This is a genomic window from Asticcacaulis sp. MM231, assembly GCF_964186625.1.
Taxonomy (GTDB): Bacteria; Pseudomonadota; Alphaproteobacteria; order Caulobacterales; family Caulobacteraceae; genus Asticcacaulis.
On the sequence record NZ_OZ075108.1, the window covers coordinates 2,334,722 to 2,359,007 of the forward strand.

25 protein-coding genes are annotated in these 24,286 nt (G+C 58.6%); 9 read left to right on the plus strand and 16 right to left on the minus strand.

The genetic code is table 11. The features are described 5' to 3' along the window. Positions 1–212: 212 nt before the first annotated feature. The 3 genes from ABQ278_RS11395 to ABQ278_RS11405 form a co-directional block, all read right to left on the minus strand. Positions 213–905: a hypothetical protein gene (locus ABQ278_RS11395; protein WP_349319696.1), complete on the minus strand. Its 693-nt coding sequence runs from the start codon at positions 903–905 to the stop codon at positions 213–215. Beyond that, complete coding sequence (locus ABQ278_RS11400; protein WP_349319697.1) at positions 905–1,624, minus strand: hypothetical protein; 720 nt, start codon at positions 1,622–1,624, stop codon at positions 905–907. The genes ABQ278_RS11395 and ABQ278_RS11400 overlap by 1 nt, the downstream gene beginning before the upstream one ends. A gap of 102 nt (positions 1,625–1,726) precedes the next feature. Beyond that, positions 1,727–2,188 carry a MarR family transcriptional regulator gene (locus ABQ278_RS11405; RefSeq protein WP_349319698.1) on the minus strand — a complete coding sequence of 154 codons (462 nt, stop codon included), beginning with the start codon at positions 2,186–2,188 and terminating at the stop codon, positions 1,727–1,729. 199 nt (positions 2,189–2,387) lie between these two features. On the opposite strand from ABQ278_RS11405, the gene ABQ278_RS11410 reads away from it, so the two are divergent. Genes ABQ278_RS11410 through ABQ278_RS11425 form a run of 4 tightly spaced genes read left to right on the plus strand, consistent with a single transcriptional unit; the run spans position 2,388 to position 5,441 of the window. Further along, positions 2,388–2,969, plus strand: coding sequence for a YqaA family protein (locus tag ABQ278_RS11410; RefSeq protein ID WP_349319699.1), 582 nt, complete (start codon positions 2,388–2,390; stop codon positions 2,967–2,969). A 5-nt stretch (positions 2,970–2,974) separates the two neighbouring features. Beyond that, the gene (locus tag ABQ278_RS11415) at positions 2,975–3,526 is read left to right on the plus strand and encodes a disulfide bond formation protein B (protein ID WP_349319700.1); all 552 of its coding nucleotides are present in this window, start codon (positions 2,975–2,977) and stop codon (positions 3,524–3,526) included. Positions 3,527–3,539: 13 nt separating this feature from the next. Further along, positions 3,540–4,106, plus strand: coding sequence for a demethoxyubiquinone hydroxylase family protein (locus ABQ278_RS11420; protein ID WP_349319701.1), 567 nt, complete (start codon positions 3,540–3,542; stop codon positions 4,104–4,106). Between the two features lie 45 nt (positions 4,107–4,151). Beyond that, positions 4,152–5,441, plus strand: coding sequence for a divalent metal cation transporter (locus tag ABQ278_RS11425; RefSeq protein ID WP_349319702.1), 1,290 nt, complete (start codon positions 4,152–4,154; stop codon positions 5,439–5,441). Here the strand turns inward: ABQ278_RS11425 and ABQ278_RS11430 are convergent. The 3 genes from ABQ278_RS11430 to ABQ278_RS11440 form a co-directional block, all read right to left on the minus strand. Beyond that, positions 5,431–5,610, minus strand: a complete 180-nt coding sequence (locus ABQ278_RS11430) for a hypothetical protein (protein ID WP_349319703.1) — start codon at positions 5,608–5,610, stop codon at positions 5,431–5,433. The genes ABQ278_RS11425 and ABQ278_RS11430 overlap by 11 nt on opposite strands. Positions 5,611–5,793: 183 nt before the next feature. Then, positions 5,794–6,123, minus strand: a complete 330-nt coding sequence (locus ABQ278_RS11435; RefSeq protein ID WP_349319704.1) for a hypothetical protein — start codon at positions 6,121–6,123, stop codon at positions 5,794–5,796. A 34-nt stretch (positions 6,124–6,157) separates the two neighbouring features. After that, positions 6,158–6,718 (minus strand): HNH endonuclease, encoded by a 561-nt coding sequence (locus ABQ278_RS11440; RefSeq protein ID WP_018082061.1) that lies wholly within the window; start codon positions 6,716–6,718, stop codon positions 6,158–6,160. 181 nt (positions 6,719–6,899) lie between these two features. Here ABQ278_RS11440 and gluQRS point away from each other — a divergent pair, with 181 nt between their 5' ends. Continuing rightward, entirely contained in the window at positions 6,900–7,691 is a 792-nt protein-coding gene (gluQRS, locus tag ABQ278_RS11445; RefSeq protein WP_349319705.1) for a tRNA glutamyl-Q(34) synthetase GluQRS, read from the plus strand. Between the two features lie 71 nt (positions 7,692–7,762). Here gluQRS and ABQ278_RS11450 read toward each other — a convergent pair whose 3' ends face one another. Next, the gene (locus ABQ278_RS11450; RefSeq protein WP_018082063.1) at positions 7,763–7,966 is read right to left on the minus strand and encodes a cold-shock protein; all 204 of its coding nucleotides are present in this window, start codon (positions 7,964–7,966) and stop codon (positions 7,763–7,765) included. 371 nt (positions 7,967–8,337) lie between these two features. Between ABQ278_RS11450 and ABQ278_RS11455 the strand changes: the two genes are divergently transcribed. The 3 genes from ABQ278_RS11455 (at position 8,338) to ABQ278_RS11465 (ending at position 10,518) form a co-directional block, all read left to right on the plus strand. Further along, positions 8,338–9,375, plus strand: a complete 1,038-nt coding sequence (locus tag ABQ278_RS11455; protein ID WP_349319706.1) for an alpha/beta hydrolase fold domain-containing protein — start codon at positions 8,338–8,340, stop codon at positions 9,373–9,375. Between the two features lie 93 nt (positions 9,376–9,468). Then, entirely contained in the window at positions 9,469–9,996 is a 528-nt protein-coding gene (locus ABQ278_RS11460; protein ID WP_349319707.1) for a DUF1285 domain-containing protein, read from the plus strand. Positions 9,997–10,089: 93 nt separating this feature from the next. Then, the gene (locus ABQ278_RS11465; RefSeq protein ID WP_349319708.1) at positions 10,090–10,518 is read left to right on the plus strand and encodes an RcnB family protein; all 429 of its coding nucleotides are present in this window, start codon (positions 10,090–10,092) and stop codon (positions 10,516–10,518) included. A gap of 33 nt (positions 10,519–10,551) precedes the next feature. Here the strand turns inward: ABQ278_RS11465 and dxs are convergent, their stop codons facing one another. From dxs to ABQ278_RS11505, 8 genes are all read right to left on the minus strand, one after another. Then, positions 10,552–12,468: a 1-deoxy-D-xylulose-5-phosphate synthase gene (gene dxs, locus ABQ278_RS11470; RefSeq protein ID WP_349319709.1), complete on the minus strand. Its 1,917-nt coding sequence runs from the start codon at positions 12,466–12,468 to the stop codon at positions 10,552–10,554. A gap of 41 nt (positions 12,469–12,509) precedes the next feature. After that, positions 12,510–13,421 (minus strand): polyprenyl synthetase family protein, encoded by a 912-nt coding sequence (locus ABQ278_RS11475; RefSeq protein WP_349319710.1) that lies wholly within the window; start codon positions 13,419–13,421, stop codon positions 12,510–12,512. A 73-nt stretch (positions 13,422–13,494) separates the two neighbouring features. After that, positions 13,495–13,731 (minus strand): exodeoxyribonuclease VII small subunit, encoded by a 237-nt coding sequence (locus ABQ278_RS11480; protein WP_349319711.1) that lies wholly within the window; start codon positions 13,729–13,731, stop codon positions 13,495–13,497. Continuing rightward, a complete protein-coding gene (locus ABQ278_RS11485; protein ID WP_349319712.1) occupies positions 13,728–14,360 on the minus strand; it encodes a phosphoglycerate mutase family protein in 633 nt (210 codons plus the stop codon). Before ABQ278_RS11485 ends, ABQ278_RS11480 begins: the two co-directional genes overlap by 4 nt. 189 nt (positions 14,361–14,549) lie before the next feature. Then, positions 14,550–15,770, minus strand: a complete 1,221-nt coding sequence (locus tag ABQ278_RS11490) for a cyclopropane-fatty-acyl-phospholipid synthase family protein (RefSeq protein ID WP_349319713.1) — start codon at positions 15,768–15,770, stop codon at positions 14,550–14,552. Positions 15,771–15,948: 178 nt separating this feature from the next. Continuing rightward, positions 15,949–18,825: a TIM-barrel domain-containing protein gene (locus ABQ278_RS11495; protein WP_349319714.1), complete on the minus strand. Its 2,877-nt coding sequence runs from the start codon at positions 18,823–18,825 to the stop codon at positions 15,949–15,951. A 25-nt stretch (positions 18,826–18,850) separates the two neighbouring features. Continuing rightward, positions 18,851–19,252, minus strand: coding sequence for a DUF5597 domain-containing protein (locus tag ABQ278_RS11500; protein WP_349319715.1), 402 nt, complete (start codon positions 19,250–19,252; stop codon positions 18,851–18,853). Then, the gene (locus ABQ278_RS11505; protein ID WP_349319716.1) at positions 19,215–20,528 is read right to left on the minus strand and encodes a beta-galactosidase; all 1,314 of its coding nucleotides are present in this window, start codon (positions 20,526–20,528) and stop codon (positions 19,215–19,217) included. Before ABQ278_RS11505 ends, ABQ278_RS11500 begins: the two co-directional genes overlap by 38 nt. A gap of 251 nt (positions 20,529–20,779) precedes the next feature. Here ABQ278_RS11505 and ABQ278_RS11510 point away from each other — a divergent pair, with 251 nt between their 5' ends. Further along, entirely contained in the window at positions 20,780–21,496 is a 717-nt protein-coding gene (locus ABQ278_RS11510) for a FadR/GntR family transcriptional regulator (RefSeq protein WP_349319717.1), read from the plus strand. Between the two features lie 111 nt (positions 21,497–21,607). On the opposite strand, the gene ABQ278_RS11515 is transcribed toward ABQ278_RS11510, so the two are convergent. Next, positions 21,608–24,169 carry a TonB-dependent receptor gene (locus ABQ278_RS11515; RefSeq protein ID WP_349319718.1) on the minus strand — a complete coding sequence of 854 codons (2,562 nt, stop codon included), beginning with the start codon at positions 24,167–24,169 and terminating at the stop codon, positions 21,608–21,610. Positions 24,170–24,286 lie beyond the last annotated feature (117 nt).

A 24,286-nucleotide genomic window follows, 5' to 3' on the forward strand; every position in this document is an offset into this window, starting at 1 on the left:
TCGATCTACAGACTTACGCCGATGTTTGCGACGTTACTGTCACAAGCCCATAAGGATGAACCAAGGATCAGGCAACCCTTATGTAAGGTCACTATAAGGGACGCGGGCAGCCGCTTTAAGCCAGCATGTTGCGCTTGTGCGCCGGAAGCTTGCCACGCGGCTTCGGCGCGGGTGGTGGCGGTGTCGGGTCTGGCGTTGGATCTGGCACCGGTTCAGGGGTGATTACAGGTGCGGTTCCTGCCGAGTCGGCATCTTTGAGCGCACCGGCCACGGCGGCCTCGATCGTCTTTGACGCGGACTTCAGGCTTTTTCAGCAGCGGCTTGATCTCTTTACGCGGCTTACGTTCCAGTTCGTCCTGCGCCGCGATAATCATGGCCATGATCTTCGGCTTGTCGCTCCAGTAGGTGTTGAGCGCCTGCAGAGCCTTCCAGACTTCGAGGTAATGGGCATCGGTCGGCAGGGCCACCTTGACCTTGGCCGGCGCCGGTCCCGGGGCTGGCCCTATCGCCTTGCCCTCCAGCGCCTTGTCGAGCGATTGGATGATCTTGCCAGGCTTGTTGGTCAGTGCCAGCACATAACCGAGACGCGCCTCGAGTAAATCGCCAACCTCGCGGCCACGCTCCAGAATCACGCCACCGGATGATTTCAGCGCGCGATCGAGATAATAGCGCACACTGGCGTATATGGCCTCCGCCGAAGCCAGCCGATCGGCTGCCAGACGGCGCAGGCCACGCTGACGACCGGCATAGAGGCCACCGGCGCAGATCGCCATGACCACGCCCAGTACGACACCGATCAGGACGAGCACCCACAGGTCGATATGCGGCCCGTAATAGGTCGGGTCGATATCCGGCGCATCAAACGGTTCTTCAAAACCCCTGTCGATTCCCTGAGCCAGCAGCATCAGTCGGCCCTCGGCTTCTGGAAGGGGCTGCGATCGTCATCACGCGGATCGATCCAGCGCTCGGAAAACATAAGCTGCTGCTGCGCCGCACGGAAGGCTGCCGTCACCACATTGAGATTTTTCCAGTAGCTGAAAAGCTTCTGAACCGCCTTCCACAGCGATTCGCTCTTTTCTTCCGGGCTCATCATATCCGGTTCACCCACGGCATGAGGCGGCGCATGGACTGGCGGGGCACTATGTCCCCCGGCATCACCGGCCGTGGCTGTGCCGTTATTGACCGCGATATTGATCACCGTGCCGCCCGCCATGACGGGACCGCCGCCGTTGCCGGCATGAGGCGCATCCTTCTCGACCGTGCCTTCGAGCGCCTTGTTGAGTTTATCGACCACCTTATTCAGGTCAGCGCTGAGCTTTAGCGTCTGGCCGAAATTCTCGGCAATGGCGTCACTGGCCGCTTGCGCCTGCGCCACCTGCTCGTCCTGACGGGCGCGCGCCGCATGGGACAGCGCCTTCAGCACCACCTTGGCGCGGCCATCGATAGCATCGCCCAAACCGTTGCGCACGCGACGCTCAAATTCCTTGAAAAAAACGGTTAGGACACAGGCGAGAACGATCAGGCCCAGAGTGACCAAGGCCCAGAACAACAGGTCATGTTGCACGATCGGATCGGCCGGAAAGTCGCTGGGGGCTTGCGTCGGCGCATCAAAATCATCGTGCATGTCGAACCCTCCCCTCAACGCGCTGCAACTCTGATACTAAGGGTTAACAGATTGCCAAAGGGGAAGCCAGTACACAACGCCTAATTTGCGAAGCCCGTGGTTTTACGCCTCGGCGCCAGCCTGGGCCTTAAGTGCGGAATCCTCGATCCGGCGCAGCAACCGCTTCATGATGGCGACCTCTTCCGATGAAAATTCGGCCAGCATCAGCTTTTCGTACTCAACCGCCGCAGGCGCCACATCGGCAAACAAACGCTCGCCCTCGCTGGTCAGGATCAGATGGTGCGAGCGCCCGTCATGCTCATGCGGCGCGCGGGTGATCAGTCGGCGCTTGGCCAGGGCTTGCGCGGCGCGCGAAATCGTCACCTTGTCCATGCCGGCGCGCTTGACCAGTGCCTGCTGCGTCGACGGACCATCCTCGCGCAGAACCACGATCAGCCGCCATTCCGGTATCTTGAGACCGTAAAGGCTGTCATAAAGGGTGGAAATCAGTGTGCTGACCGCGCTCGACGCAACGGCAAGGCGATAGGGTACATACTCATCCAGAATCAAAGCATCTTGAGACATTAAACGGTTCCTTCGTAGGGAAATTACTCTTTGCCCTGACGGAAGGCCAATTACAAATCAGTTATTGTTAAGATAGCCTCTACCACAGCTAACGCGGAACGCTGTGATTTGATTTTTTAGCCTCTGAGGGCTGCGTGCAGGCGACAAGCCGGCGAACTACTGGTAAGGGTTTGGGCTGTTCGTATTTTCAGGAGCTTACGTGCTTAAACGACTTTACAACTGGCTATTGAAACTGGCCGGCACACAACACGCCGAAAAAGTTCTGGCCGTCGTCTCTTTCGCCGAAGCGTCCTTTTTTCCCATCCCTCCCGATGCCATGCTGATCCCTATGGTGCTGGCCAAACCGGAGCGCGCCTGGCGCACCGCCGCGATCTGCTCCATCGCCTCGGTGCTCGGCGGTTTTCTGGGCTACGCCATCGGCTACTATGCCCAACCGCTCGGTCAATGGCTGCTGGCCCTGTTCGGCCATGCCGATGGTCTTGCCGAATTTCATACCTGGTTCGCCAAATGGGGCGTTGGCCTGATCTTTATGAAGGGCCTGACGCCTATTCCCTACAAACTGGTGACGATCGCCGCTGGTCTGGCACAGTTTAGCCTCCTGTGGTTTTTTATCGCTTCGACCCTGACGCGTTCGATCCGCTTCTTTGCGGTGGCCGCGCTGGTGAAGAAATTCGGTCCTGAAATCACAGAATTGATGGAAAAGCGTTTCTATCTTGTCGGGACTATTGCCGTGGCCGTGCTCGTGCTAGGGATTCTCGCCATCAAATTCATTCCGCACTGAGACCCATGAACGCCCCCAAATCGAACAAGTTCGGTAAACGTCTGGCCCTCGCCTTCAGCCGCTGGTGGAGCATCACGGCGCTCGTCCTGTCGCTAGCTATGCTGGCCACAGCGTGGTCGTTTCAATTGTTCGCCCACCTGAGCCCTTGTCACCTGTGCCTGAAACAGCGCGATGTCTACTGGATCGCCGTCGGCGTCTCTCTGGTGGCCAGCGTCTGGGCGCTTTTCACCGGCGCCAAGGGGCCGCCGCGCGTTTTCTCTTTCGTGCTGTTCGCCATTTTCACCACCGGCGCGGCCATCGCCCTTTTCCATGCCGGCGTCGAACTGAAATGGTGGACCGGCCCGCAAAGCTGCACCGCTTCGGGCGCCGAAATCAGTCTTGACCAGATGGCGGCCTTCCTCGCCGGCGCCACCACCAAGGCACCTATGTGCGATGTGGCGCAATGGCGCATGTTCGGCATCAGCATGGCGGGCTATAACGCCATAGTTTCAGCCATTCTGGCCCTGCTCAGCCTGATCGCTTCTCTGCGTTTCCGGCCAAAGCGCAAGATTTACTAAAAAGGCGCGTTCCATGTCCGATGCCGCAAAAACGCTTCCCCCCCGCCCCGGTCATGGCGCCTCACGCCGACGCCTTGAGGAAATTCTGCGCGTCGATCATGCTGGCGAACTGGCGGCCGTCCATATTTACAAAGGCCAGAGCATGGTCTTCTCCGATACGCCGAAGCGGGCCTTGAGCCAACAGTTCGAGCATATGCAGGGCGAGGAACAGGTTCATCTCGATGCTTTCGAAGGGCTGATGCGCGAAAAGAATGTTCGCCCCACGGCCATGTCGCCGGTCTGGCGTCTGGCGGCGCTGGGCCTTGGCGTCGGCACAGCCCTGCTCGGCGAAAAGGCCGCGCACGCGTGTACAGAGGCGGTGGAAAGCGTCATCGCTGATCATTATGCCGAGCAGATCGCTGAACTGGAACCGTCCGACCCGGCGCTGGCGGCGCGTCTGACGCAGTTCCGCGAAGATGAGATCGGCCACCACGATCGCGCCGTCGATCAGGGCGCGCGCGAGGCAACAGCCTATCCCCTGCTGTCGGCCCTTATCAAAACCGGATGCCGCGTCGCCATCAAGATCAGCGAAAAAATATAAACAAATCCGCATAGACTGTGCATCGCTTTGGGAATCTAAGTCGCCATGCCCGTCATCGAACTGCCAGACGCCAAGCCCGAAAAAGAAAAGCCCAAGGGCTTGAAAGCGCTGTGGAACTTGCTCGGGCCAGGCCTGATCACCGGCGCCAGCGATGATGACCCTTCCGGCATCGCCACCTACAGCCAGGCCGGCGCGCAATATGGTCTGACGACACTATGGACAGCGCTGATCACCTTCCCGCTGATGGCCGCCGTGCAGGAAATGTGCGCGCGCATCGGCGTGGTGACGGCGCAAGGTCTGACCGGCATCCTGCGCAAAAACTACCCCAAGCCGATCCTGTGGTTGATGGTGCTGTTCAGCTTTCCCGCCATCATTCTCAATATCGGCGCGGATATCGCCGGCATGGGCGCGGTGGCCAATCTGATCTTTCCGACCGTCCATCCTATCATCTTCAGCGTGGTTTTCACGGCACTGCTGCTGGTCGCCATCATCGCCCTGCCCTATTCCAAATTCGCGGCCGTGCTGAAATGGCTGTGCGCCATCCTGCTTGTCTATCTGGTCGTGCCGTTTCTGGTCAAAACCGATTGGGTAAGCGTAGCCAGGCATACCTTCATCCCTGCGATACAGTTCAATAAGGACTATATTAGCGTTCTGGTGGCGATCCTCGGCACGACGATTTCACCCTACCTGTTCTTCTGGCAGGCCACCATGGAGGTGGAAACCGTCAAGCATGACAAGCGCATCGTGGTCAATAAGCGCTACATCGAAGACGTCGGCTTCGATGTCGATATGGGCATGCTGTTCTCCAACATCGTCATGTATTTCATCATCCTGACCACCGGCACCGTGCTGTTCAACGCCGGCATCCACCAGATTGACACGGTCGAGCAGGCCGCCAAGGCACTGGAGCCGATCGCAGGCGCCGGCGCCTATTATCTTTTCGCCATTGGCATCATCGGCACAGGTTTCCTGGCTATTCCTGTGCTGAGCGGCTCACTGTCCTACATTATTTCCGAGACCTTCGGCTGGGAAGAAGGCCTCGACAAACGTCTGCACGAAGCGCCCGCTTTTTATGCCGTCATCATTCTGTCTCTGCTGGTTGGGCTTGGCATCAACTATGTCGGGATCAGCCCGATTCAGGCGCTGATCTGGTCGGCCATCCTCTATGGCGTCACCTCGCCGGTGATCATCGCCATTGTGCTGCACATTTCCAACAATAAGAAGGTGATGGGCAAGTACACCAACGGCGGCTGGTCGAACCTGTTCGGTGGCATGGCTCTGCTGCTCATGACCGCGGCCGCCGGCTTTATGTTCTACTTCACGTTTACTGGCTAGGTTCCGGTTCGGGTTCGGCTTTCAGACCGAAATGCCCGGCTACGGCGCGCAGGGCCACGATTACGGTCAGCCCCCCGAACAGAACCATAGCCCTGGGTGTGCGGTGCCACGCCTCGATCTTGAAAATATAGGAACAGACGCCCAGATCATCCAGCCGGCGAAAATCCACGACATGACAAATCGGAAAATCCCGGCGCCGACGCGATAAGCGATATCCATCAGCATCCACGCGTGATGGGTGATCATGTGGTACATGCTGGCTACCACCGGCCAGGCGCAGAAGGCGATGAAAAGACACAACAGCGGCCCGAAACCCGTCAGGCGGCGTAAGATCGACAGAGCATCCATACTTTCAGCCGGCTTCAAAATCATGGCTCTGGCGGATGTGCTCCAGGATGATTTCGCGCACATCGTCATCGACCGCGCCGAGATCGATCTGGGCGTCGCCGCTATCCTGCAAACGTAGTTTCACGCGCTCGCCCATATACATAAAGCTGAGGATCTTTGGGCCGAACAGGCGTTCGCGCTTGATCTCGAACCGCACGCCAAGCGTCGCCTCGAGTGCACCCTGCAACGGCTCCAGCGGGATACGCGTTCGCCCCTTGGGCCGCGGAAACGACACAAGTCCGAAGCGGCGTTCATCGAGGATGAACCGCACAGGTGATGGTGTCTCAGACGACATCTATACCCAGCCCCATTCGCCATGTGAAAGACGATCAGCCTTCCAGTAGCGTATCCCAGTACAGGTAGTCTATCCAACTTTCGTGAAGATAGTTAGGGGGAAAACGCCGCCCCAGTTCCTGAAGCTGATACATTGTCGGGCGGTGTGGATTTTTTGTCGGCATCATGCGTGCTTGCTGGGGAGTTTTTCCCCCTTTACGCAAGTTGCATGGGGCACAGGCCGTGAGGATATTGGTCCAACTCGACTTGCCGCCCTGCGATACGGGCACGACATGATCGAAGGTTAGATCTTCATCAATGCCGCAGTACTGACAGGAGAACTGATCGCGCAGGAACACATTGTAGCGCGTAAAAGCCGGCGGACGGTTCTGATCGATGTAGGTCTTCAGCGACACTACGCTCGGCAGCCTCATCTTCATCGACGGCGAGTGGATTTCGATATCGTAGGTTGACACCACATCGACCCGGCCTTCAAAAACGGCCTTCACAACCTCCTGCCACGGCTTGGTCGACAGGGGATAATAGGACAGAGGACGGAAATCGGCATTGAGCACAAGGGCGCGCCAATCCGAAGGGGGGCTTTTCAGAACCTGCATGACGATCTCCTGCTCAGGAGACAGCACGAAGGGCGAAGCACTCTACAGGTATCAAAATGTTTGAAGACGTATCCTCCTTATGACAAGCAGGTAGCGACTGTGGATAGTTTGGGCCCGATTCCACAGAAAAGAAACTGGTATTTTTTATGAATTTTTTGCGGCGCTTCATTATGATGCCCCTATGTTGACACGCTTCGCGCCCTCCCCCACCGGATACCTGCATCTTGGTCATGCCTATAGCGCCCTGACCGCTTTCGATATGGCGCTGGCTAAGGGCGGCGGCTTTATCCTGCGTATCGAGGATATCGACCATACGCGCTGCCGTCCGCCCTATGAATGGGCGATCTATGAGGATCTGGCTTGGCTGGGATTGGAATGGCCGACACCGGTCTTACGTCAAAGTGAACACCTGCCGGATTATGCCGTGGCGCTCGAACGCCTGCGATCCATGGGCGTGCTCTATGCCGACCACAAGACCCGCAAGGGCGAGGCCGAAGCGGCTCTGAGCGCGCCACAAGGCGAGAGCGTGACCAATAGCGCCGATGCCAATCCGGCCTGGCGGTTATCGCTTGAGGCGGCGCGGGACGTGCTGGGCAGCCGTTACGATACCCTGAGTTTTATGGAAAAGGGCGAGGTGCGGAAAACCGATCCGGCGATTAATGGCGATGTCATTCTCGGCCGCAAGGATATCGGCGTCGCCTACCATCTGTGCGTGGTCATCGACGATGCACGTCAGGGCATCAGCCATGTCGTGCGCGGTCACGATCTCTATGATGCCACCCACACGCAGGTGCTGTTGCAGGCCCTGCTCGACCTGCCGACACCGGCTTATCACCATCATGCCCTGCTGCTCGATGCCGAGGGGCGCCGCCTCGCCAAACGCAAGGGTTCAAAGTCTCTGCGCGATTATCGAGAAGAAGGCCTGAGCCCGTCTGATATTAAGGCCAGACTGGCGGCAATGGCAAAGGGCTAAGCGAGATTACAAAAAAGCGCAGACCGCGTGACGCCGCCTGCGCTTTTCTATCTCAGATATAGATGGGTCTCTTACAGAAGCTGGATATCGACCGCGGCGGTCTTGCCACGTTCGCTTTGCAGTTCGTAGGAAACCTTCTGGCCATCGGCGAGGCCTTGCAGGCCTGCGCGCTGAACCGCCGAGATATGAACGAAGACGTCGTTGCCGCCTTCTGCGGGCTGGATGAAACCAAAGCCCTTTGTGGTGTTAAACCATTTTACCGTACCTTCGGCCATGTCGCTCTCCTTGGATCTCGAAGCTGTTACGAGGCGTGAGGCTTTCACCCCTCACAAGACAATCGTGTAGCTCGGTAGCAGCGGGCGAGATTCAAAGGACCGGCGCGAAGCCGAAACCCTTAAAATCCCTTAAGCATAGGCAGCAAGACTAACGGATTGTGCCGATATTAAGACGCAGGTTTTTGAGATGGTCAAACAAAAATGCACCTGATTTGGCGCAAATCTCTCGCGCATTTTACCGACGATCTTGCCAAAATGTCCCACTTTTGGGCCTCTTGCGGGATTTCTGCCCGTCAGACGCCTGAAATTGAGCGTTTTGACGAGGGTTGAATAGTGCTAAACTCAAGTCCTGCACTTCCCTTTGAGGCCTTATGCCCACCTTTGCGAACACCTGGAACACGTCCGGACTGAACACCTGGCTGCTGAAAAAAGCGCTTAGCCTGCCCGCGCCGGTGTTACGCGGCCTTTCAGGCGGTGGCGTCGTTTATAGCCAGGGTCGCACGCTTGATCCGCAGATCCAGTTTTTGTGGCGCAGCCTGTTCACCCCGCCGTCTGGACGCACAGGCCTCAGCCTCACCAACCGCAGTCTGGAGAGTGCACGTCAGGCCTGGCAGGACGCTGCCAGCCTTTTCGGTCTGCCCGATAATCTCCGGGTCAGGTACGAACAGATCGGCGCCGACGCGGCGGGCCCAACCTTTGGCGGCGTAGCGCCGATCAGCGGACTGCTGATCCGCCCCGCGCGTATTTCCGAGGATGCGCCCTTACTGGTCTTTTTCCACCAGGGCGGCGGTGTGCTTGGCGGCCATGGTCTCAGCAAGGCCTTCTGCGCCCTGCTCGCTCAGGAGGCGCGCTGCCCGATTTTTCTGCCGGATTATCGCCTGGCTCCCGCCAGCCGCTTTCCCGCCGCGCTCGATGATGCCCGAATAGCGTTCGAGTGGGCGCAAAGCAACGCTTTCCGGTTGGGCGCCAAGTCCGGTCGCGTGGCGGTCGGCGGCGCATTGATGGGCGCCAATCTGGCCCTGCGGCTATCGCTCGACCTGCGCCGCGATTTCAAGCCCATGCCCGCCGGTCAACTGTTGATTACGCCGCTGGTCGATCTTTCCGATACCCAGATCAAGACAGGTGCCTCGTTAGGCATGTGGCCGCTCACCACGGGCGATCTTGATACCATGATCAGCCACTATGCCGGCGCCGGCACCAACCTCGACGATCCGCGCATTTCGCCGGCGCTGGAGCCCCTGATCAATGGCCAGCCGAAGACCTTCGTCGTCTCGGCCGGGCTTGATCCCTTGGCGGCGCAGGGCGAGGTTCTGGTCAAGCGCCTGAGTGCCGCGCGCACCCAGAACTCTCTATCGAAGATACGACACCCTGCCGCTGGGTTTCGACCTGTTCGCCGCCGTGGTCGATGAGGTGCGCGCCGCCACGCTCGATATGGCTGAAAACTGGGTCGATCTGTTACGATCCGGCACAACAGAAGCCGACGCCGAACAGGCCGTGGCGTAATGGACCTGACGCGCCTCTATGCCGATGCGCAGGCCCAAGGACCATTGCCACCGGTCGAGCGCTGGCATCCGCCCTTTTGCGGCGATATAGATATGCATATCGCCTCTGATGGCACGTGGTTCTACAACGGCACCCCCATTGAGCGGCCCGCCATGGTGCAGTTGTTCGCCCGCATTCTGCGTAAAGAAGAGGACGCCTATTTTCTGGTCACGCCAGTCGAGAAGGTCGGCATCACCGTGGAGGATGTGCCTTTTATCGCCGTGGAGATGACCGCCAGCGATGGTGCCCTCACCTTTCGCACGAGTGTTGGCGATGTAGTGACGGCGGGTGCAGACCATCCCTTGCGTTTTGAAAATGGCGAGGATGGCTTCAGGCCCTATATCGAGGTGCGTCATGGCCTTGAAGCCCGCATGAGTTGCGGGCTGGCGCAGGATATCGCTGCCCTGGGCATGGTGGTTGACGGCTGGTTTGGCGTCAGATCGTCCGGCGTTTTTTACGCCATAGCCCTTGAGGATAAGGTCTTTTAGAAAGATGAACAAACTTAACCACAATGTTCATGCCGGGTTCAGGTGACAAAGCTTAGTGTGAGCTCAATGGGGCAACACACAAAGGAGATCGCCATGAAACGCCTTCTTACATCCACGGCCTTAGCTGTCCTCGCCGGTACACTTGCTTTCGGCGGCGCCGCCTCGGCCGAACCACGCCACGACCACGACCGGTATGAACGCGGCTATGACCGCCATGATCGCGGCGACCGATACGATCGTTATGACCGTCACGATCGATATGACCGTTACGACCGGTATGAACGCCGCGACGACCGCCGCGACTACAATCGCGGTTACCGCTCCGGCTGGCGCGACCGTTCCGACTGGCGCCGCGGCGGCTACGTGTCATACCATGACTGGAATCGCGGTTATTACGTAGACTATCGCCATCACCACCTTCGCCAGCCGCCACGCGGTTACGAATGGCGCCGGGTTGATGACAACTATGTCCTGGCCGCTGTGGCCGGCGGCCTGATTGCTTCGATCATCTTGTCCAACTAAACTGAAAAGGCGCTTCAAACGAAGCGCCTTTTCTTAAACTTTCAAAGCTTTCAGGCTCTGAACGTCTTCGAGCCCCAGAGCTTTAAGCGCTGTCAGCGTAATGCCCGCGGCATCCAGTCCTGCCTGCGCATACTGGTTGGCCTGCGAATCCTGATCCTGATAGATGTCCGGCAGGGTCAGGGTGCGGATCTTGAGACCGGCGTCAAGCGCGCCCTCGCCCGCCAGATAGTGCAGAACGAATGCGCCGAAACCGCCGACAGCGCCTTCTTCGACCGTGATCAGACATTCGTGGTGACGCGCCAGTTGCAGCACCAGATCCTTGTCTAGCGGCTTGGCGAAACGGGCATCCGCCACGGTGGTCGAGAGACCGCGCGCCGCCAGCATGTCCGCTGCCTTGAGCGCATCGCCGAGGCGCGTGCCCAGCGACAGGATGGCGACCTTTGAGCCTTCGCGTAAGATTCGGCCCTTGCCGATGACCAAAGGTGACGCCATTTCCGGGATGGTGATGCCAGTCGCCTCGCCGCGCGGATAGCGGAAGGCGGAGGGGCCGTCGTCATAGGCCGTGGCTGTGGCGATCATCGCCGCCAGTTCGGCCTCATCGGCCGCCGCCATGATCATCATGTTCGGCAAGGCGCCGAGATAACCGATATCGAAGGTGCCTGCGTGGGTAGCACCATCAGCCCCAACCAGACCGGCGCGATCGATAGCGAAGCGCACCGGCAGGTTCTGCAAGGTGACATCGTGCGCCACCTGATCATACCCGCGCTGCAGGAAGGTCGAATAGAGGGCGCAGAACGGCTTCATGCCGTCCGCCGCCAGACCGGCCGCGAAGGTGACGGCGTGCTGTTCGGCGATCCCGACATCATAGGTGCGCGCCGGGAAAACCTCGGCGAAACGGTCAAGCCCCGTGCCCGATGGCATGGCGGCGGTGATGGCGACGATCTTCGGATCGATACGCGCCTGCTTGATCAGCTCGGAGGCGAAGACATCGGTATAGCTCGGCGCGTTGGCTTTCGGTTTGGCCTGCTCGCCGGTAATGACATCGAACTTGGCGACGCCATGATACTTGTCAGGCGAGGTTTCGGCCGGGCCATACCCCTTGCCCTTTTGCGTCACCACATGGACCAGCACCGGGCGGTCGTTGATGTCCTTGACGCGCTTCAAAACGGTCAGGAGGTGCTCCATATTGTGACCGTCGATCGGGCCCACATAGTAGAAGCCAAGTTCCTCAAAGAAGGTGCCGCCGGTCACCCAAGTGCGCGACAGTTCTTCGGACTTACGCACCATCTCGAATAACGGACGTGGGAGGCGTTCAGCCACCGACTTGCCCCAGCGGCGTAAAGATTGATAGGCTCCGCCGGACACCAGATTGGCCAGATAGGCGCTCATACCGCCCACCGGCGGGGCGATCGACATGTCGTTGTCGTTGAGGATGACGGTTAAATTCTTGGTCGTCTCAGCGGCGTTGTTCATCGCCTCGTAGGCCATACCGGCGCTCATCGAACCGTCGCCGATCACCGCGATGACCTTGTTGCTTTCGCCCTTCTGGTCACGCGCCGCGCAGAAGCCGAGTGCCGCCGAAATGGAGGTGGCGGCATGGGCCGCGCCGAAGGGGTCGTAGACGCTTTCAGAACGCTTGGTAAAGCCGGACAGCCCGCCGCCCTGGCGCAGGGTGCGGATGCGGTCACGGCGGCCGGTCAGGATCTTGTGCGGATAGCACTGATGTCCGACATCCCAGATCAGGATATCTTTAGGCGTATCGAACACATGGTGGATAGCCACGGTCAGTTCGACCACGCCCAGCGCCGAACCGAGATGGCCACCGATCTTTGATACCACGTCGATGGTCTCGGCGCGGACTTCCTCGGCCAGCAGCTTGACCTGCGGCACCGACAGATCCCGGATGGCTTCGGGCTGTTCGAGAGTATCGAGAATGGGGGTCTCAGGCATTCAAACGCAACCCGTTGCTGGCGTAACAGTAGACATGAAACTCAGTTGCGCCGATTAAGAACGAAGTCAACACTATCGCGCAAGTATCGTGCGTTTGCGCCGAAAATATCCAGGCGTGACTTGGCCTGTTCCGCCAAGATCTGTACGCGGGCCTTCGCCTCCTCAAGCCCCAGCAGGGTGACAAAGTTGGTCTTGCCCTTGGCCGCATCCTTGCCGCCCGAAGCCTTGCCGAGCAGATCGGGATCGCCTTCGACATCAAGCACATCATCGGCGATCTGGTAGGCCAGACCCAGGTCCTGCGCAAAATGCATGATGGCCATGCCGTCCTTTTCAGGCGCATCGGCGATAATCAGCGGAATCTGGAAGGCATAGACGATAAGCGCGCCGGTTTTCAGCCGCTGCATCCGCGCCACGCCGCCGAGATCGTCGGATACGCCGATCAGGTCGATCATCTGGCCACCAGCCATGCCTTGCGCACCGGAAGCCACGGCCAGCATGCGGATGAGTTCGACGCGCACCTGCGCATCTTCGTGAGTATCTTCGTGCGAAAGGATTTCAAACGCGACGCTTTGCAGGGCATCACCGGCCAGAACGGCGGTGGCTTCATCATAGGCGCGGTGGACGGTCAGTTGGCCGCGGCGGATATCGTCATCATCCATGCACGGCAGATCGTCATGGATCAAAGAATAGGCGTGGATACATTCGAGCGCGCAGGCCGCGCGCAGTACGGAGTTCTCGTCAGCATCGAACAGGCGGGCCGCTTCCAGCGCGAAAAACGGCCGCAGGCGCTTGCCTGGCCCCAGCGCGGCATAGCGCATGGCTTCGGTCAGGCGCGTTTCCGGCCCCTCCCCGCGCGGCAAAAGCTGATCGAGCGCCATCGTCACCAGATCGGCCGTTTCCGCCATGCGGATTTGTAGCGGCGGCAGATCTGAATTGGCGGCGATGGGGGGCAAAATGGCTTGGCTCCGTAATCCATTGTTGTCATCTCCGGATTGTCTCAATCCGGCAAAGCGTGCTTAATCGACCTTAAGAAAAATCGGCCGGGGCCACACCTTCAACGGCGCCGGTCTTGGACAGAGAAATCTTTTCGACCTGCAGGCGCGCCGCTTCCAGGCGATCCTCGCAAAGCTTCTTAAGACGCGCACCTTCTTCGTAAAGAGCCAATGACTTTTCAAGCGGAGCCTGACCGGATTCCAGTTCGCTGACGATCTTTTCGAGTTGTTTCAGGGCCTCTTCAAAGGACAGTTCGGCTGTTTCGCTCATGGCTTTTTCCTTAGTTCGTAACGGCGGCAGCCCCAGTATTTAAAGCCCTGCTCCAGGGTCTTTATATAGCCCATTTTTTTCAGTTCAATACTGATCATCAGATTGAAAAAACCGTGCGCCAGAACCAATACGTCGCCGCCTTCGCTGGCTTTTTCATAGAGGAATTGGGCCATCTTGCGGGCGCGTATCTTGGCTGGTTCGCGGCCTTCTGTATCGCCGTGGATATTGAGATACCACCAGCACACCCGCGCCCAGAACCCCCATGAGTAAGAGTTGGGCGTCAGCTTGATAAAGGACGGCAGATGCGGTGGCGGCAGCGGCGCTTCGATCAGTTCCGGCAGCGAGGTGAAAGCGCGGTCGCCGCAGATGGCCTGAGCGGTCTCAATCGAGCGTCTCAGGGTCGAGGAATAGATATAGCGGGCGTCGCGGGCATAGTCGTGCAGCAAAGCCGGCGGTGTCTGGCCTTCGAGCAGGCCGGCCTCATCGTACTTCTTCCACCATTCGACATAGCCGCGCCAATCCAGCTTGACGCGACGCGACAACGCCGGTTCGCCATGGCGCACAAGGGTGATCGCTCCCGGCCTGACCGTGGATGCTTTAGCTTGCTCGATGTGATGTGCGTCGTGCAACGAACCCCCAAACCGGCGAAAACGCGAAACGCGGATTCGCCGTTGGCCATTTAACAGAGGCCGTTGGTAACGTCCTTACAGGAGGCGGGCAAGGCATTTTTTGCTCAGAGGCTGCAGGGCTTGCGCAAAAGTGCGCGGCGGGCGCTTGCCCTTGCCGAGGCGAAATGCCTCGGAGATATGAGCTATGACCTAATCCGCGCGTTGTAGTTCCAAGTGCACCACATTGGTGCGCTGGGCGCGGAAGCCGGCCTCGCAATAGGCCAGATAGAACAGCCACAGCTTGCGGAAGTGCGCGTCAAACCCCTGAATTCGCCCCTCCTTCCACGCCTCCTCGAAACGCTGGCCCCATTGTTTCAGGGTTTCGGCATAATCCAGTCCGAACTTGAAGGAGGAAATCGCCTTGAGGCCAGCATTTTGCGTCTGCTCCAGCAACTTTTGCGCCGAAGGGAGCATGCCGCCGGGGAAAACGTATTTCTGGATGAAATCGGCGCGTGACTTGTAATCCTCGAACATATCGTCGGCGATGGTAATGATCTGCAAACCGGCCTTACCGCCTTTTTTAAGCACCTCATGCAGTTTGTTGAAATAGGTGCCCCAGTAGCTTTCACCGACCGCCTCGAACATCTCGATCGACACCACCGCGTCATACTTGCCAGTGATATCGCGGTAATCCATCATCACGATCTCGACCTTATCGGACAGGCCAAGGCGCTTCATGCGCTCAACGGCGAAATCGTGTTGGGCCTGAGAGATGGTGACGCCGGTCACGCGGGCGCCGATCACCTCGGCGGCATATTGCGCGAAACCGCCCCAGCCGCAGCCGATTTCCAGCACGTGCTGACCAGCTTTGAGATCGACCATCTCGGCCAGCTTGGCATATTTTGCGGTCTGGGCGGCGCTGAGATCCTTGTGGTCCTTGGAGAAAAGCGCCGACGAATAGGTCATGGTCTGATCGAGCCACTGATCATAGAAGCTGTTGCCCAGGTCATAGTGCTCGAAGATGTTGCGCTTCGAGCCTTGCCTGGTGTTCTTGCGGAAATGATGGAGCAGATTGTTGATCGTCTGCGTGATGATGTTACCGGTAAAAAGCTGGCCAAGCTTTTCCGAATTCAGGCTAAGCACCGTCAGGAGCGTGGCGAGGTCCGGGCTGTCCCACTCCCCCTCCTTGTAGCCATCGCAAAAGCCGATATCGCCGGAATTCAGCACCCGCTTCATGAAGTTGAAGTCCTTGACCAGCAAGGTGGCGGCCGGTCCCGGCTGCTTGCCGGTCAGAGTCATCTGACGCCCACCAGGGAAGACCACCGCCATCGTGCCATACTCCCAGACCTTTTGCAGCGTCTCTACGCCCTTGCGCACGGCAAACGGCTGATCCTTCAGGTCGTAGGCAGCAACGGCGGTTTGGGTGGTCATGAACGGTGGCCTTTCCTCGGAATGGGTTAACGCTCTTATACGGTGCGCCCCGTCCTTCTGGATGACGACGGCGCGATACATATCCCCATATGTCATAAGATTAACAGAAAATGCGGCGGACACAAAAAGGCCCGGTGCAATGACCGGGTCTTTTCACGCAGAGTTTATATAAAACGTTTTAGCGTTTCACGACGACTGCCGCGCCCGTATAGGCCACATCCTTGTCGAAGGCGTCATAGGCCGTGCTGGCCACGCCCGCCTTGACGAAGCGGACGCGGAAGGTGCGATGGGTGACCATGCCCTTGTAGCTGCCGCTACGCGCGCCAATGGTCAGCTCACCGGTCTTGTCGTTATAGGTCAGCGGGATACGCGAGAACTCGCCGCGGACATAGCCATTCGACACGCCGTCATCTTCGTAGAAGCTGAAGCTGCCGTCAGCGCCGGTATAGACGTTGAGCGTGATCGGGCCGTCGAGCTTTTCATCGACATACTGGGTCACCGGACCGACCGGCACCACCGAGCCCGCCTTGACGAACAGCGGTATCTGATCAAGCGGCGCCTTGACCGTGATCGATGCGCCACCGTCAAAGCGTTCGCCGGTGTAGTAGTTATACCAGCCCGCCCCCGCCGGCAGGTAGACGTCACGCGAACGCGCCTCATAGGTGGTCACGGGCGCCACCAGGAAGGATTTGCCGAACATATATTCGTCATTGACGTTCTTGGCCTTGGCGTCGTTCGGGAAGTCCATGGCGAAACCGCGCATGATTGTGCCCGAATTGTAGTAGATGTCCGAGGCCGTGGCGTAGATGTAAGGCATCAGGCGATAGCGCAGCTCGAGATAGCTGACCATGTTGGCGCGCATATCGGAACCGGCCGGCGAAATCTCGCTGATCTCGCGCTTGACGCCTTCGCCGTGCGAGCGGAACAACGGCGAGAAAGCGCCAAACTGGAACCAGCGCTGGTTCAACTCACGCCATTCCTTCAGGTCCGCTGCCGTGCCGGTGCCACCCGCCGCACGGTTTTCCTGCAAGCCCCCGACGTCCGAGCCCTGGAAGCGCGTTTCCTGAGCATAGCCGCCGATATCGTGCGTCCAGTTGGGGATACCGGACATCGACATCTGCACGCCGGCCGAAATCTGGTCGTGGAAATTGGCCCAGGTACCGACGATGTCGCCCGACCACACGGCCGAGGCATTGCGCTGCACACCGGCGAAACCGGAGCGCGTCAGGATGAACTGACGCGTATCGGGCTGATCGACCTTGAGGCCGTCATACATGGCCTTGGTGTTCATCAGGGCATAGGCGTTGTGGACGATGGCGCCCGGCCCCATCTGTGTCGGGGTGATCAGCTTGGCGAAGTCCTCGATGCGCTCGTTGGAATTGACGTCCGGCTCGGTGTTGTCCATCCACCAGGCGTCGATACCGAGCGGGATAAGCTTGTCCTTGAGCTGGCGATAATAGATGTCGCGGGCTTCCTGATTGTAGGGCGAATAGTGGCTGTTGAGATAGCCAGGCCCCACCCAGTCGCGCGTGCCGTTTTTGACGTTCTGGGTCCACATGTAGCCCTTTTTCTCGAACTCCTTGTAGTTGTCCGTATTGGCGTAGAACTTGCCCCAGATCGAGAACATGACGTGGGCGTGGTTCTTGTGGACCTCATCGACCATGCCCTTCGGATCAGGGAAGCGCTTGGGGTCAAAATCATGGCTGCCCCACTGGTCTTCCGGCCAGTAGAACCAGTCCTGCACGATGTTGTCGATCGGCCACTTGTTGTCACGGTAAGTCTTGAGAACCCCCAAAAGCTGATCCTGCGTTTCATAGCGCTGACGCGACTGCCAGAAGCCGTAGGCCCATTTCGGCATCATCGGCGCCTGGCCGGTCAGGTGACGATAGCCGCCGATCACGCCATCCAGGCTGTCGGAGGCGATGAAATAGTAGTTCAGGGCGGTGCCGGCTTCCGAGGTCAGGCTGAGCGAATGCTTGTCGGCTTCGGTTTGCGGATTGTTGTGGTGCATGGAGATCATGCCACCCGCTGGCTTCCACTCGACATGCAGCTTGACCGGTTTACCCTTGGTGAAGCTGGTCTCAAAATTATGGTACCAGGGGTTCCAGCCCTGACGCCAGATGTTGTCGAAGATCGTCTTGTCACCGACCTTGAGCGTGGCGTAGTCCGAGGAATACATGCGCAGTTTGTGCACGCCGTCCAGATCCGAGGTCATGGCGCCATCCCAGACGACCTTGACCGACTTGCCCTGCGTGGCCGCCTTGCTGAGCGCAGCATCCTTCGGCCAGTATTCGGCGACGTCCTTCAGGTACTGATAGTTGATGTCGGTCTCGACGCGAGTCAGGATCAGCTTGCCGTCGACATAGTATTTCGCCGTCAGGCCGGGCTTACCATCTTCTGTCGTCAGCTTGAGATCACGGCTGAGCAGGCCATAGCGCGTCGGATTGCCGAAGCGGGTCACCGAATTGTTGTCCCACAGTACGCCGTAATTCATGTCCGACAGAACGAACGGCACGCCGACATCCATATTGTGCTGACGCAATTCGACGTCTTCGCCATTGAGATTCATCTGGGCGTTCTGATGCTGGCCGAGGCCGTAGAAGGCTTCTTTCGTTCCTGTATTGAACTGGGCGCGCGTGGCCACGAAGGATTGGCCCTCGATGGTGACGGGTGTGATGGCCGCCTGCTTCTCGGTCAGGACAGGCTTGCCGGCGGCGTTGTAAAAGGTAACGAGGCCGGTCTCAAGCGACACGACGGCCGAGGCCTTTCCGGCCTTCAGGGTGACGTCCTTGCTGGTTTGCGAGACGGTGAAAGCGCCTTCGGGCGTGGCCACGGTCATCAGCGACGGCATCTGCTGGCGCGCCGGATCATCGACCGCCAGAACGTGGATGATCGAATCGCTCATGACCTCAAGGCGGACTTCCTTCGCCGCCCCTGTGTCAGGCTTGACCACGATGCCGGTGGCGGTTTTCTCAAAGGAACCGGCCAGTGCGGCGCCGGCGGACATCACCATGGCCAGGACGGATACCGAAGCCAGAATTTTTGCTGCTCTCATCTCAAGTCTCCCAAGTTCGTTTTTATTATTGTTCATAGGTTGCCAGACGGACCTTCAATAGCACAGGCTCGCCGGTAAAGTTCAGACCATAATCGGTCTGGTCGCCATTCCAGACGCGCGACATAACCCACTTGCCGTCTGCGTAGTGACCTTCCTCGACACGGTCGAGCAACATGCCCTTCTTAGCATTGGCTTCACCGGCGCCGAAGGTGATGCGCGCGTTCAGACCCGCCACCAGGAATTCATTGTCGCTCAGCTTCGCCACGGCGATACCGCCGCTCGGTGTATCAGAGCCTTCCGGGAAACCGTTCCTGTTCTCCGGGTCCCACTTGCGCAGGCCAAACTGCCATTCGCGGTAGCTGACCGTGGCGTTCCATTTGGCGCCAAGATCAAGTTTTTGATCCGTGTGGTCGTCCGGCTCGGACACACCCCACACCTGCGATTTCAAAGCTCAGCTTCGCCCACTCCCGGTCCATCCCGCCGAATAGCTTGTAGACCGTGGCAAAGGGCTTCACCATCTCGATGCCGGTCTTGGTCGTGCCGAGCGGATAGTTGGAATAGCCGGTGTAATCGAAGCCGAACGGATCGAACCCGATGGCCTGGCGCCCGAGGGCTGAGAAGATGTAGCGGGCATAGACCGGACGGTTGCCGCTTTCGGCGACGTAGAGCGCGTTGTCCTTGCGAGCATAAAGCTCCAGTGTCTTTTCGTAGCTTTGCGAGGTCGGCGTATAGAGATCGGGCGCCAACAGTTCAATGTGCGGCGCGGCCGCCTTCCAGACGTCGATCACGCTATAGACCGGGCCACCGGAGGCATAGGAGCCGGCCGGTTGAGCGGGATTGAGCGGGTCTTTCAGCGCAGCGTTGACATAGGTCGGCAGCGGATAGATGGCATCGCCCGCCACCACGATGTCGTCGATATAGGAGGCGATCGACCAGGCGTGAAAATACTCGTCGGCATCCTTGCCGAAGACTGTGTTCCAATCGCCAGACTTTTTATTGTATTTCTTGAGCAAGGCCGCCGGCACCGGTCTGGCCATCAGGGCGTCGGCCTTCTTGGAATAATCGCGCGCCGGGCCATAGACACCGACCTCGTTTTCCGGCTGGAGCATGATAACCGTGTGCTGCTCGCCATCGATTGCCTTGATGTGCTTGACCAGTTCGACATAGGCCTTTTTGTCGGCCTCGCGCGTGGTGTCATACAGCGGTGACAGCGCATAGGAGGTCGTGCCGTCCTTATTGGTCAGGCGTGGGAAGCGCTTGTTATCGGTCTTGACCCAGGTCGGGGCATAGGACGGGCCGGTGTTCTTCCAGGTGGCGAACCACAGGATCACAAGCCGGACATTGTTTTCGCGCGCCTGAGTCACCAGCGCATCGACGAAGCTGAAATCGAACTTGCCCTCAACTGGCTCAATCTGCTCCCACGCCACCGGCATGGCCAGGGTGTTGGCGTGCATATCCTTGATGGCCGGCCACACCTTGGGCAGGGCGCCTTCATAGTTACTGGAATTGTTGGCCTGACCGCCGAGGATCAGGAACGGCGCGCCATCGACCATCAGGGCGAACTTGCCGTTCTTCTGGACGAGTTCGGGGATCGGCTTGGCGGTCTGCGCCTGAACCGAAGCTGAGCCTCCGAGCAGCGCGGCGCCCAATGATAGCGCTAACAAAAGCCCCTGCTTTTGGGAGGATAACCCTAAACGTCTCATATCTGTTCCCTCTGACCATGCTGCCATACTTATCATCGCAAAGTTTTTACCTGCGAACGGACAGTTAACCTGTAAAATTTACATACAATGTGACCGCTATCAACGGCAAGCGTCAAATCACGAATCCTGTTTTAAAATAGTATTTTTTCTGTAAGCATTGAAATGCCACGTGCCGAATCCTTAAAATGGCTAAGCGCCGCGGCGTGATGCGGGGATTTAATAAACTATCGTAAGACCAGAAAGCAGATTTCATGCGCTCCGAACTCGGCGTCAGCCTCGCCTACGGGCTTCTCGCCTCGCTTGGCCAGTCCATCGTTACCGGCGAATTTGAAAAGACTGGCTTCCCCACAGAGGCGGAGCTGTGCACCAAGTTCGGCGCCAGCCGCACCGTCATGCGCGAAGCCGTCAAGATGCTGTCCGCCAAGGGGCTCATCAGCTCGCGCCAGCGTCAGGGCACGCGCGTCGAGCCGGTCGAAAACTGGAACCTGCTGGACCCGGACGTGCTGCGCTGGCTGATGGAGCGCCCCTACTCCAACAAAATCTTCCTTGAATTCACGCAGATGCGCCTGGCGATTGAGCCGACCGCGGCCTTTCTGGCGGCGGAGTTACAGGACAGGCTGGCCATAGCTGGCATCCGCGAAGGCTACGAGGCGATGGTGCTGCACGGTGGCGCCACGGCCGGCGGCGGCGACAAGGATCTGGCTCTGCAGGCCGATATTGATTTCCACGTCGCCATCCTCAAGGCCTCTGGCAATCCCTTCTTCTGGCGCCTCAAGCCGCTGATCACCAATGCGCTGAACCTGTCGATTCAACTCACCAACAAGATTGCGGGCCATATGGCCGATCTCGCTTCGCATGAAGCTATTCTCATCGCCATCGAAAAGGGCGACGCGGCCGCTGCGAAGAATGCCTCAGAGGCTATTCTGTTGGAGTCGTTGACCTTTATTGAAACGGCCAAGGCGGTTTAGCTTCCTCAACGCGCTTAAGGTAAGTGTGAGGCAAAGCTGCGTTCTCATAGAAAAAATGCCCCGCACGATGGCGGGGCAAGTCTGCACAGGGAAAGTGTTTAAGAACGCCATCTAGAACTTGGCCGAAACGCCAACGCGCCAGGTACGGCCATAGGCTTCGTTCTCGACCAGTTGGCTTTTGTTGCCAACGTAACGCTGCCAGTCGGCCTCGGTCAGGTTCTTGCCTTCGACGTAAAGCTGCCAGTTCGGCGTCACGGCGTAACCGATCTTGAGATCAACCTTGCCATTGGCGGCGGTATAGACGTCGGTGTCCTTGCTGTCGGTCAGGGTATCGAGATACGCCGAGCGGTAGGTATAGGCGACGCGGGCCGACCAGTTGGCCTTTTCGTAGGTCAGTTCGGCGGTACCGGTCAGGTCAGATGTATAGATCAGCGCCACCTTGTCGGAACGGCCGGGTGCGCCATCCGTGCTCGAATCCTGCGCTGTCACGTTAAACGAGGTGCCAAGGCCGTCGAAAGGCGCCGGCAGGCTGTCGAACTGCATGATGAAGTTGAATTCGACGCCGGACACCTTGGCCGATTTCAGGTTTTGCGACTGCGTGATCTTGGCGCCGTCATAGACCGTGCCGTTGATCGTCTCGTTATCGGCTTCACGTTCGGTGACGAAGATCGGGTTGTCGATTGACTTATAGAAGGCGGCGACCGAGATCATACCCTTCTTGCCGAAGTAGTGCTCGTAGCCCGCGTCGAGATTGACCGAGGTCAGCGGATCAAGGTCCGGATTGCCGACTTCCAGTTCCAGATCGTCCTCATCGTGGTTGATGGCGACGCGCGGCGCCAGATCAACATAGTTCGGACGGCCGATCGAGGTGGTGGCGGCGAAGCGCACCAGCGAATTACCGTCGAAATCATAGCGACCAACCAGCGAGGGGAAGAGATCGGTATAGGACTTCTTGCCGAAGCTGTTAAAGACGCCAGCGGCTTCCAGATCGGCCTCAGTCTCGATGTCGTCGGTGTCGAACTGGATCGCCTTGTACTCTGCATCCGTTTGCTCAACGCGCAGGCCGGGGATCAGTGTCAGGTTGCCGGTGTGGATGGTGGCCTGGACATAGGCGGCCGCCACCTTTTCGCGCACATCGTAATCGCCGCCCAGCTCGTCAGCAATGCTTTCGCCAACATTGACTTTCAGGAGGCCCTTAGCTTCGGCATCATCGAGCGATTTGAGGAAATCGACGGTCGGTCCAAACTTCGTGGCGTACAGATCACCAGCGTCATAGGACAGGTAGTTCGACAGCACCAGACCGCTGACATCATAGTAGCGATAATCGACAGCACTGCGCTTGTGGCGCTCGGAGTATTTGACGCCCATCTTGAAGGTGGTATCGCCACCAAAGGCCGAGGTCGGCAGGGTGTAATCGGCCGAGGCCTGGTTCAAGGTTTCGCGGGCGTGGTCGGCTTCCAGTTCGGCGCTCTTGGATTTCCACTTGGTGGCGTCATAGGCGGCAGCACTGGGTGTTAAGCTAAGCAGTTCGCCCGAAAAATCGTAAGCGCCAGTGACGTCCTTTTTGCCGCTGGCGTAGGCGAAATTGTAGCGGGGATCATCGTCTTTGATGGCGGTCGAACTGGTGGCATCCACTTTCAGCTTGCCGGCGCCAAGCGTGAATTCACCGCCCAGATTGACGGTGGAGATATGCTCGTCCTCGAAGCGATACTTGGCGTTGCGGCTACCGGCCTTGTTGGTGGTGAAGGTACCCGTGTCGGTGCCGGTGAAGCCCGCCCCCGCCAGGCTGACGCGGAATTCCTGGCGCTGCTCCATATCGGTGAAGTGCGAGAACAGGGTGCGGGCATAGAGGTGCATATCATCATTCGGCTTGTAGTCGAAGTTGATCGCTGCGCCTTGACGGTTACGGATGACGTAGTAGTCGCGCAGGCGCCAGTCGTCCGGCTTGCCGTTCGTCCAACTATCCGAGCCCTGGAGGTTTTGCGAGGCCTGTGGACGGCGCGAGGCATTGAGCGCGGCCACGATACCGAACTCATTATTGGCCCCAAAGCGTGTACCGGCGGCGACATCGGTGTCGTAGGACGTCTTGTCGTTCAGCTCGATATAGCCGGCGCTATAACGGGCGCTGACGAAAGGCTTCTTGCGATCGAAGGCCGACAAGGTCTTGATGTTGACGGCGCCGGAGATGGCGTTGGCGTCATATTCGGCGGTCTGGTTCTTGATGACCTCGACACTGCCGATCAGGCCGGTCGGAACGGTGTCAAGCTTGACCGAGCGCGTGTCGGTTTCGGGTGCTGCGGCGTCCTGACCATTGATGCGCACGGCGGCCAGCGACGGATCGAGACCACGGATAACGATATAACGGCCTTCGCCCTGATCGTCTGCAACGGCCACGCCCGACGCGCGGGACACCACTTCACCGACGTTCTGATCGGGCAATTTGCCAGCATCATTGGCGGTGATCACTTCGCGGGTAACATTGGAGCTATGCTTCTGGTCCATTGACTGACGCTCAGCCGCACGCGTGCCGAAAACGACGACTTCAACCGCCGGCTCGCTGACAGCATCACTGACAACTGCATCCTGCGCCTGAGCGGCCGTGGTCGCAAGACCCGCGATCAGAATCAACGGCGTGACCGCTGTACCTGTCAGTAAATATTTCATCGTTGTCATTAAAAACGCCCCATCGCATAAAATTTGAAGTGCAAATACAGATCAATTCTGTATTAACCGATGCGATGAGGTAATAGGTGGAGCATATGATGAATTTCCAACGCTTTTATGACAGTT

What these genes read in the sequence shown, in the direction of transcription:
- ABQ278_RS11440 (WP_018082061.1), bottom strand. Translation starts at nt 6,718, where the DNA reads ATGCAGGTTCTGAAAAGCCCCCCTTCGGATTGGCGCGCCCTTGTGCTC.
- ABQ278_RS11505 (WP_349319716.1), bottom strand. Translation starts at nt 20,528, where the DNA reads ATGAGACGTTTAGGGTTATCCTCCCAAAAGCAGGGGCTTTTGTTAGCG.
- ABQ278_RS11435 (WP_349319704.1), bottom strand. Translation starts at nt 6,123, where the DNA reads ATGTCGTCTGAGACACCATCACCTGTGCGGTTCATCCTCGATGAACGC.
- ABQ278_RS11420 (WP_349319701.1), top strand. Translation starts at nt 3,540, where the DNA reads ATGTCCGATGCCGCAAAAACGCTTCCCCCCCGCCCCGGTCATGGCGCC.
- ABQ278_RS11415 (WP_349319700.1), top strand. Translation starts at nt 2,975, where the DNA reads ATGAACGCCCCCAAATCGAACAAGTTCGGTAAACGTCTGGCCCTCGCC.
- ABQ278_RS11490 (WP_349319713.1), bottom strand. Translation starts at nt 15,770, where the DNA reads ATGACCACCCAAACCGCCGTTGCTGCCTACGACCTGAAGGATCAGCCG.
- ABQ278_RS11495 (WP_349319714.1), bottom strand. Translation starts at nt 18,825, where the DNA reads ATGAGAGCAGCAAAAATTCTGGCTTCGGTATCCGTCCTGGCCATGGTG.
- ABQ278_RS11455 (WP_349319706.1), top strand. Translation starts at nt 8,338, where the DNA reads ATGCCCACCTTTGCGAACACCTGGAACACGTCCGGACTGAACACCTGG.
- ABQ278_RS11480 (WP_349319711.1), bottom strand. Translation starts at nt 13,731, where the DNA reads ATGAGCGAAACAGCCGAACTGTCCTTTGAAGAGGCCCTGAAACAACTC.
- ABQ278_RS11465 (WP_349319708.1), top strand. Translation starts at nt 10,090, where the DNA reads ATGAAACGCCTTCTTACATCCACGGCCTTAGCTGTCCTCGCCGGTACA.
- ABQ278_RS11460 (WP_349319707.1), top strand. Translation starts at nt 9,469, where the DNA reads ATGGACCTGACGCGCCTCTATGCCGATGCGCAGGCCCAAGGACCATTG.
- ABQ278_RS11425 (WP_349319702.1), top strand. Translation starts at nt 4,152, where the DNA reads ATGCCCGTCATCGAACTGCCAGACGCCAAGCCCGAAAAAGAAAAGCCC.
- ABQ278_RS11405 (WP_349319698.1), bottom strand. Translation starts at nt 2,188, where the DNA reads ATGTCTCAAGATGCTTTGATTCTGGATGAGTATGTACCCTATCGCCTT.
- ABQ278_RS11450 (WP_018082063.1), bottom strand. Translation starts at nt 7,966, where the DNA reads ATGGCCGAAGGTACGGTAAAATGGTTTAACACCACAAAGGGCTTTGGT.
- ABQ278_RS11400 (WP_349319697.1), bottom strand. Translation starts at nt 1,624, where the DNA reads ATGCACGATGATTTTGATGCGCCGACGCAAGCCCCCAGCGACTTTCCG.
- ABQ278_RS11395 (WP_349319696.1), bottom strand. Translation starts at nt 905, where the DNA reads ATGCTGCTGGCTCAGGGAATCGACAGGGGTTTTGAAGAACCGTTTGAT.
- dxs (WP_349319709.1), bottom strand. Translation starts at nt 12,468, where the DNA reads ATGCCTGAGACCCCCATTCTCGATACTCTCGAACAGCCCGAAGCCATC.
- ABQ278_RS11510 (WP_349319717.1), top strand. Translation starts at nt 20,780, where the DNA reads ATGCGCTCCGAACTCGGCGTCAGCCTCGCCTACGGGCTTCTCGCCTCG.
- gluQRS (WP_349319705.1), top strand. Translation starts at nt 6,900, where the DNA reads ATGTTGACACGCTTCGCGCCCTCCCCCACCGGATACCTGCATCTTGGT.
- ABQ278_RS11515 (WP_349319718.1), bottom strand. Translation starts at nt 24,169, where the DNA reads ATGACAACGATGAAATATTTACTGACAGGTACAGCGGTCACGCCGTTG.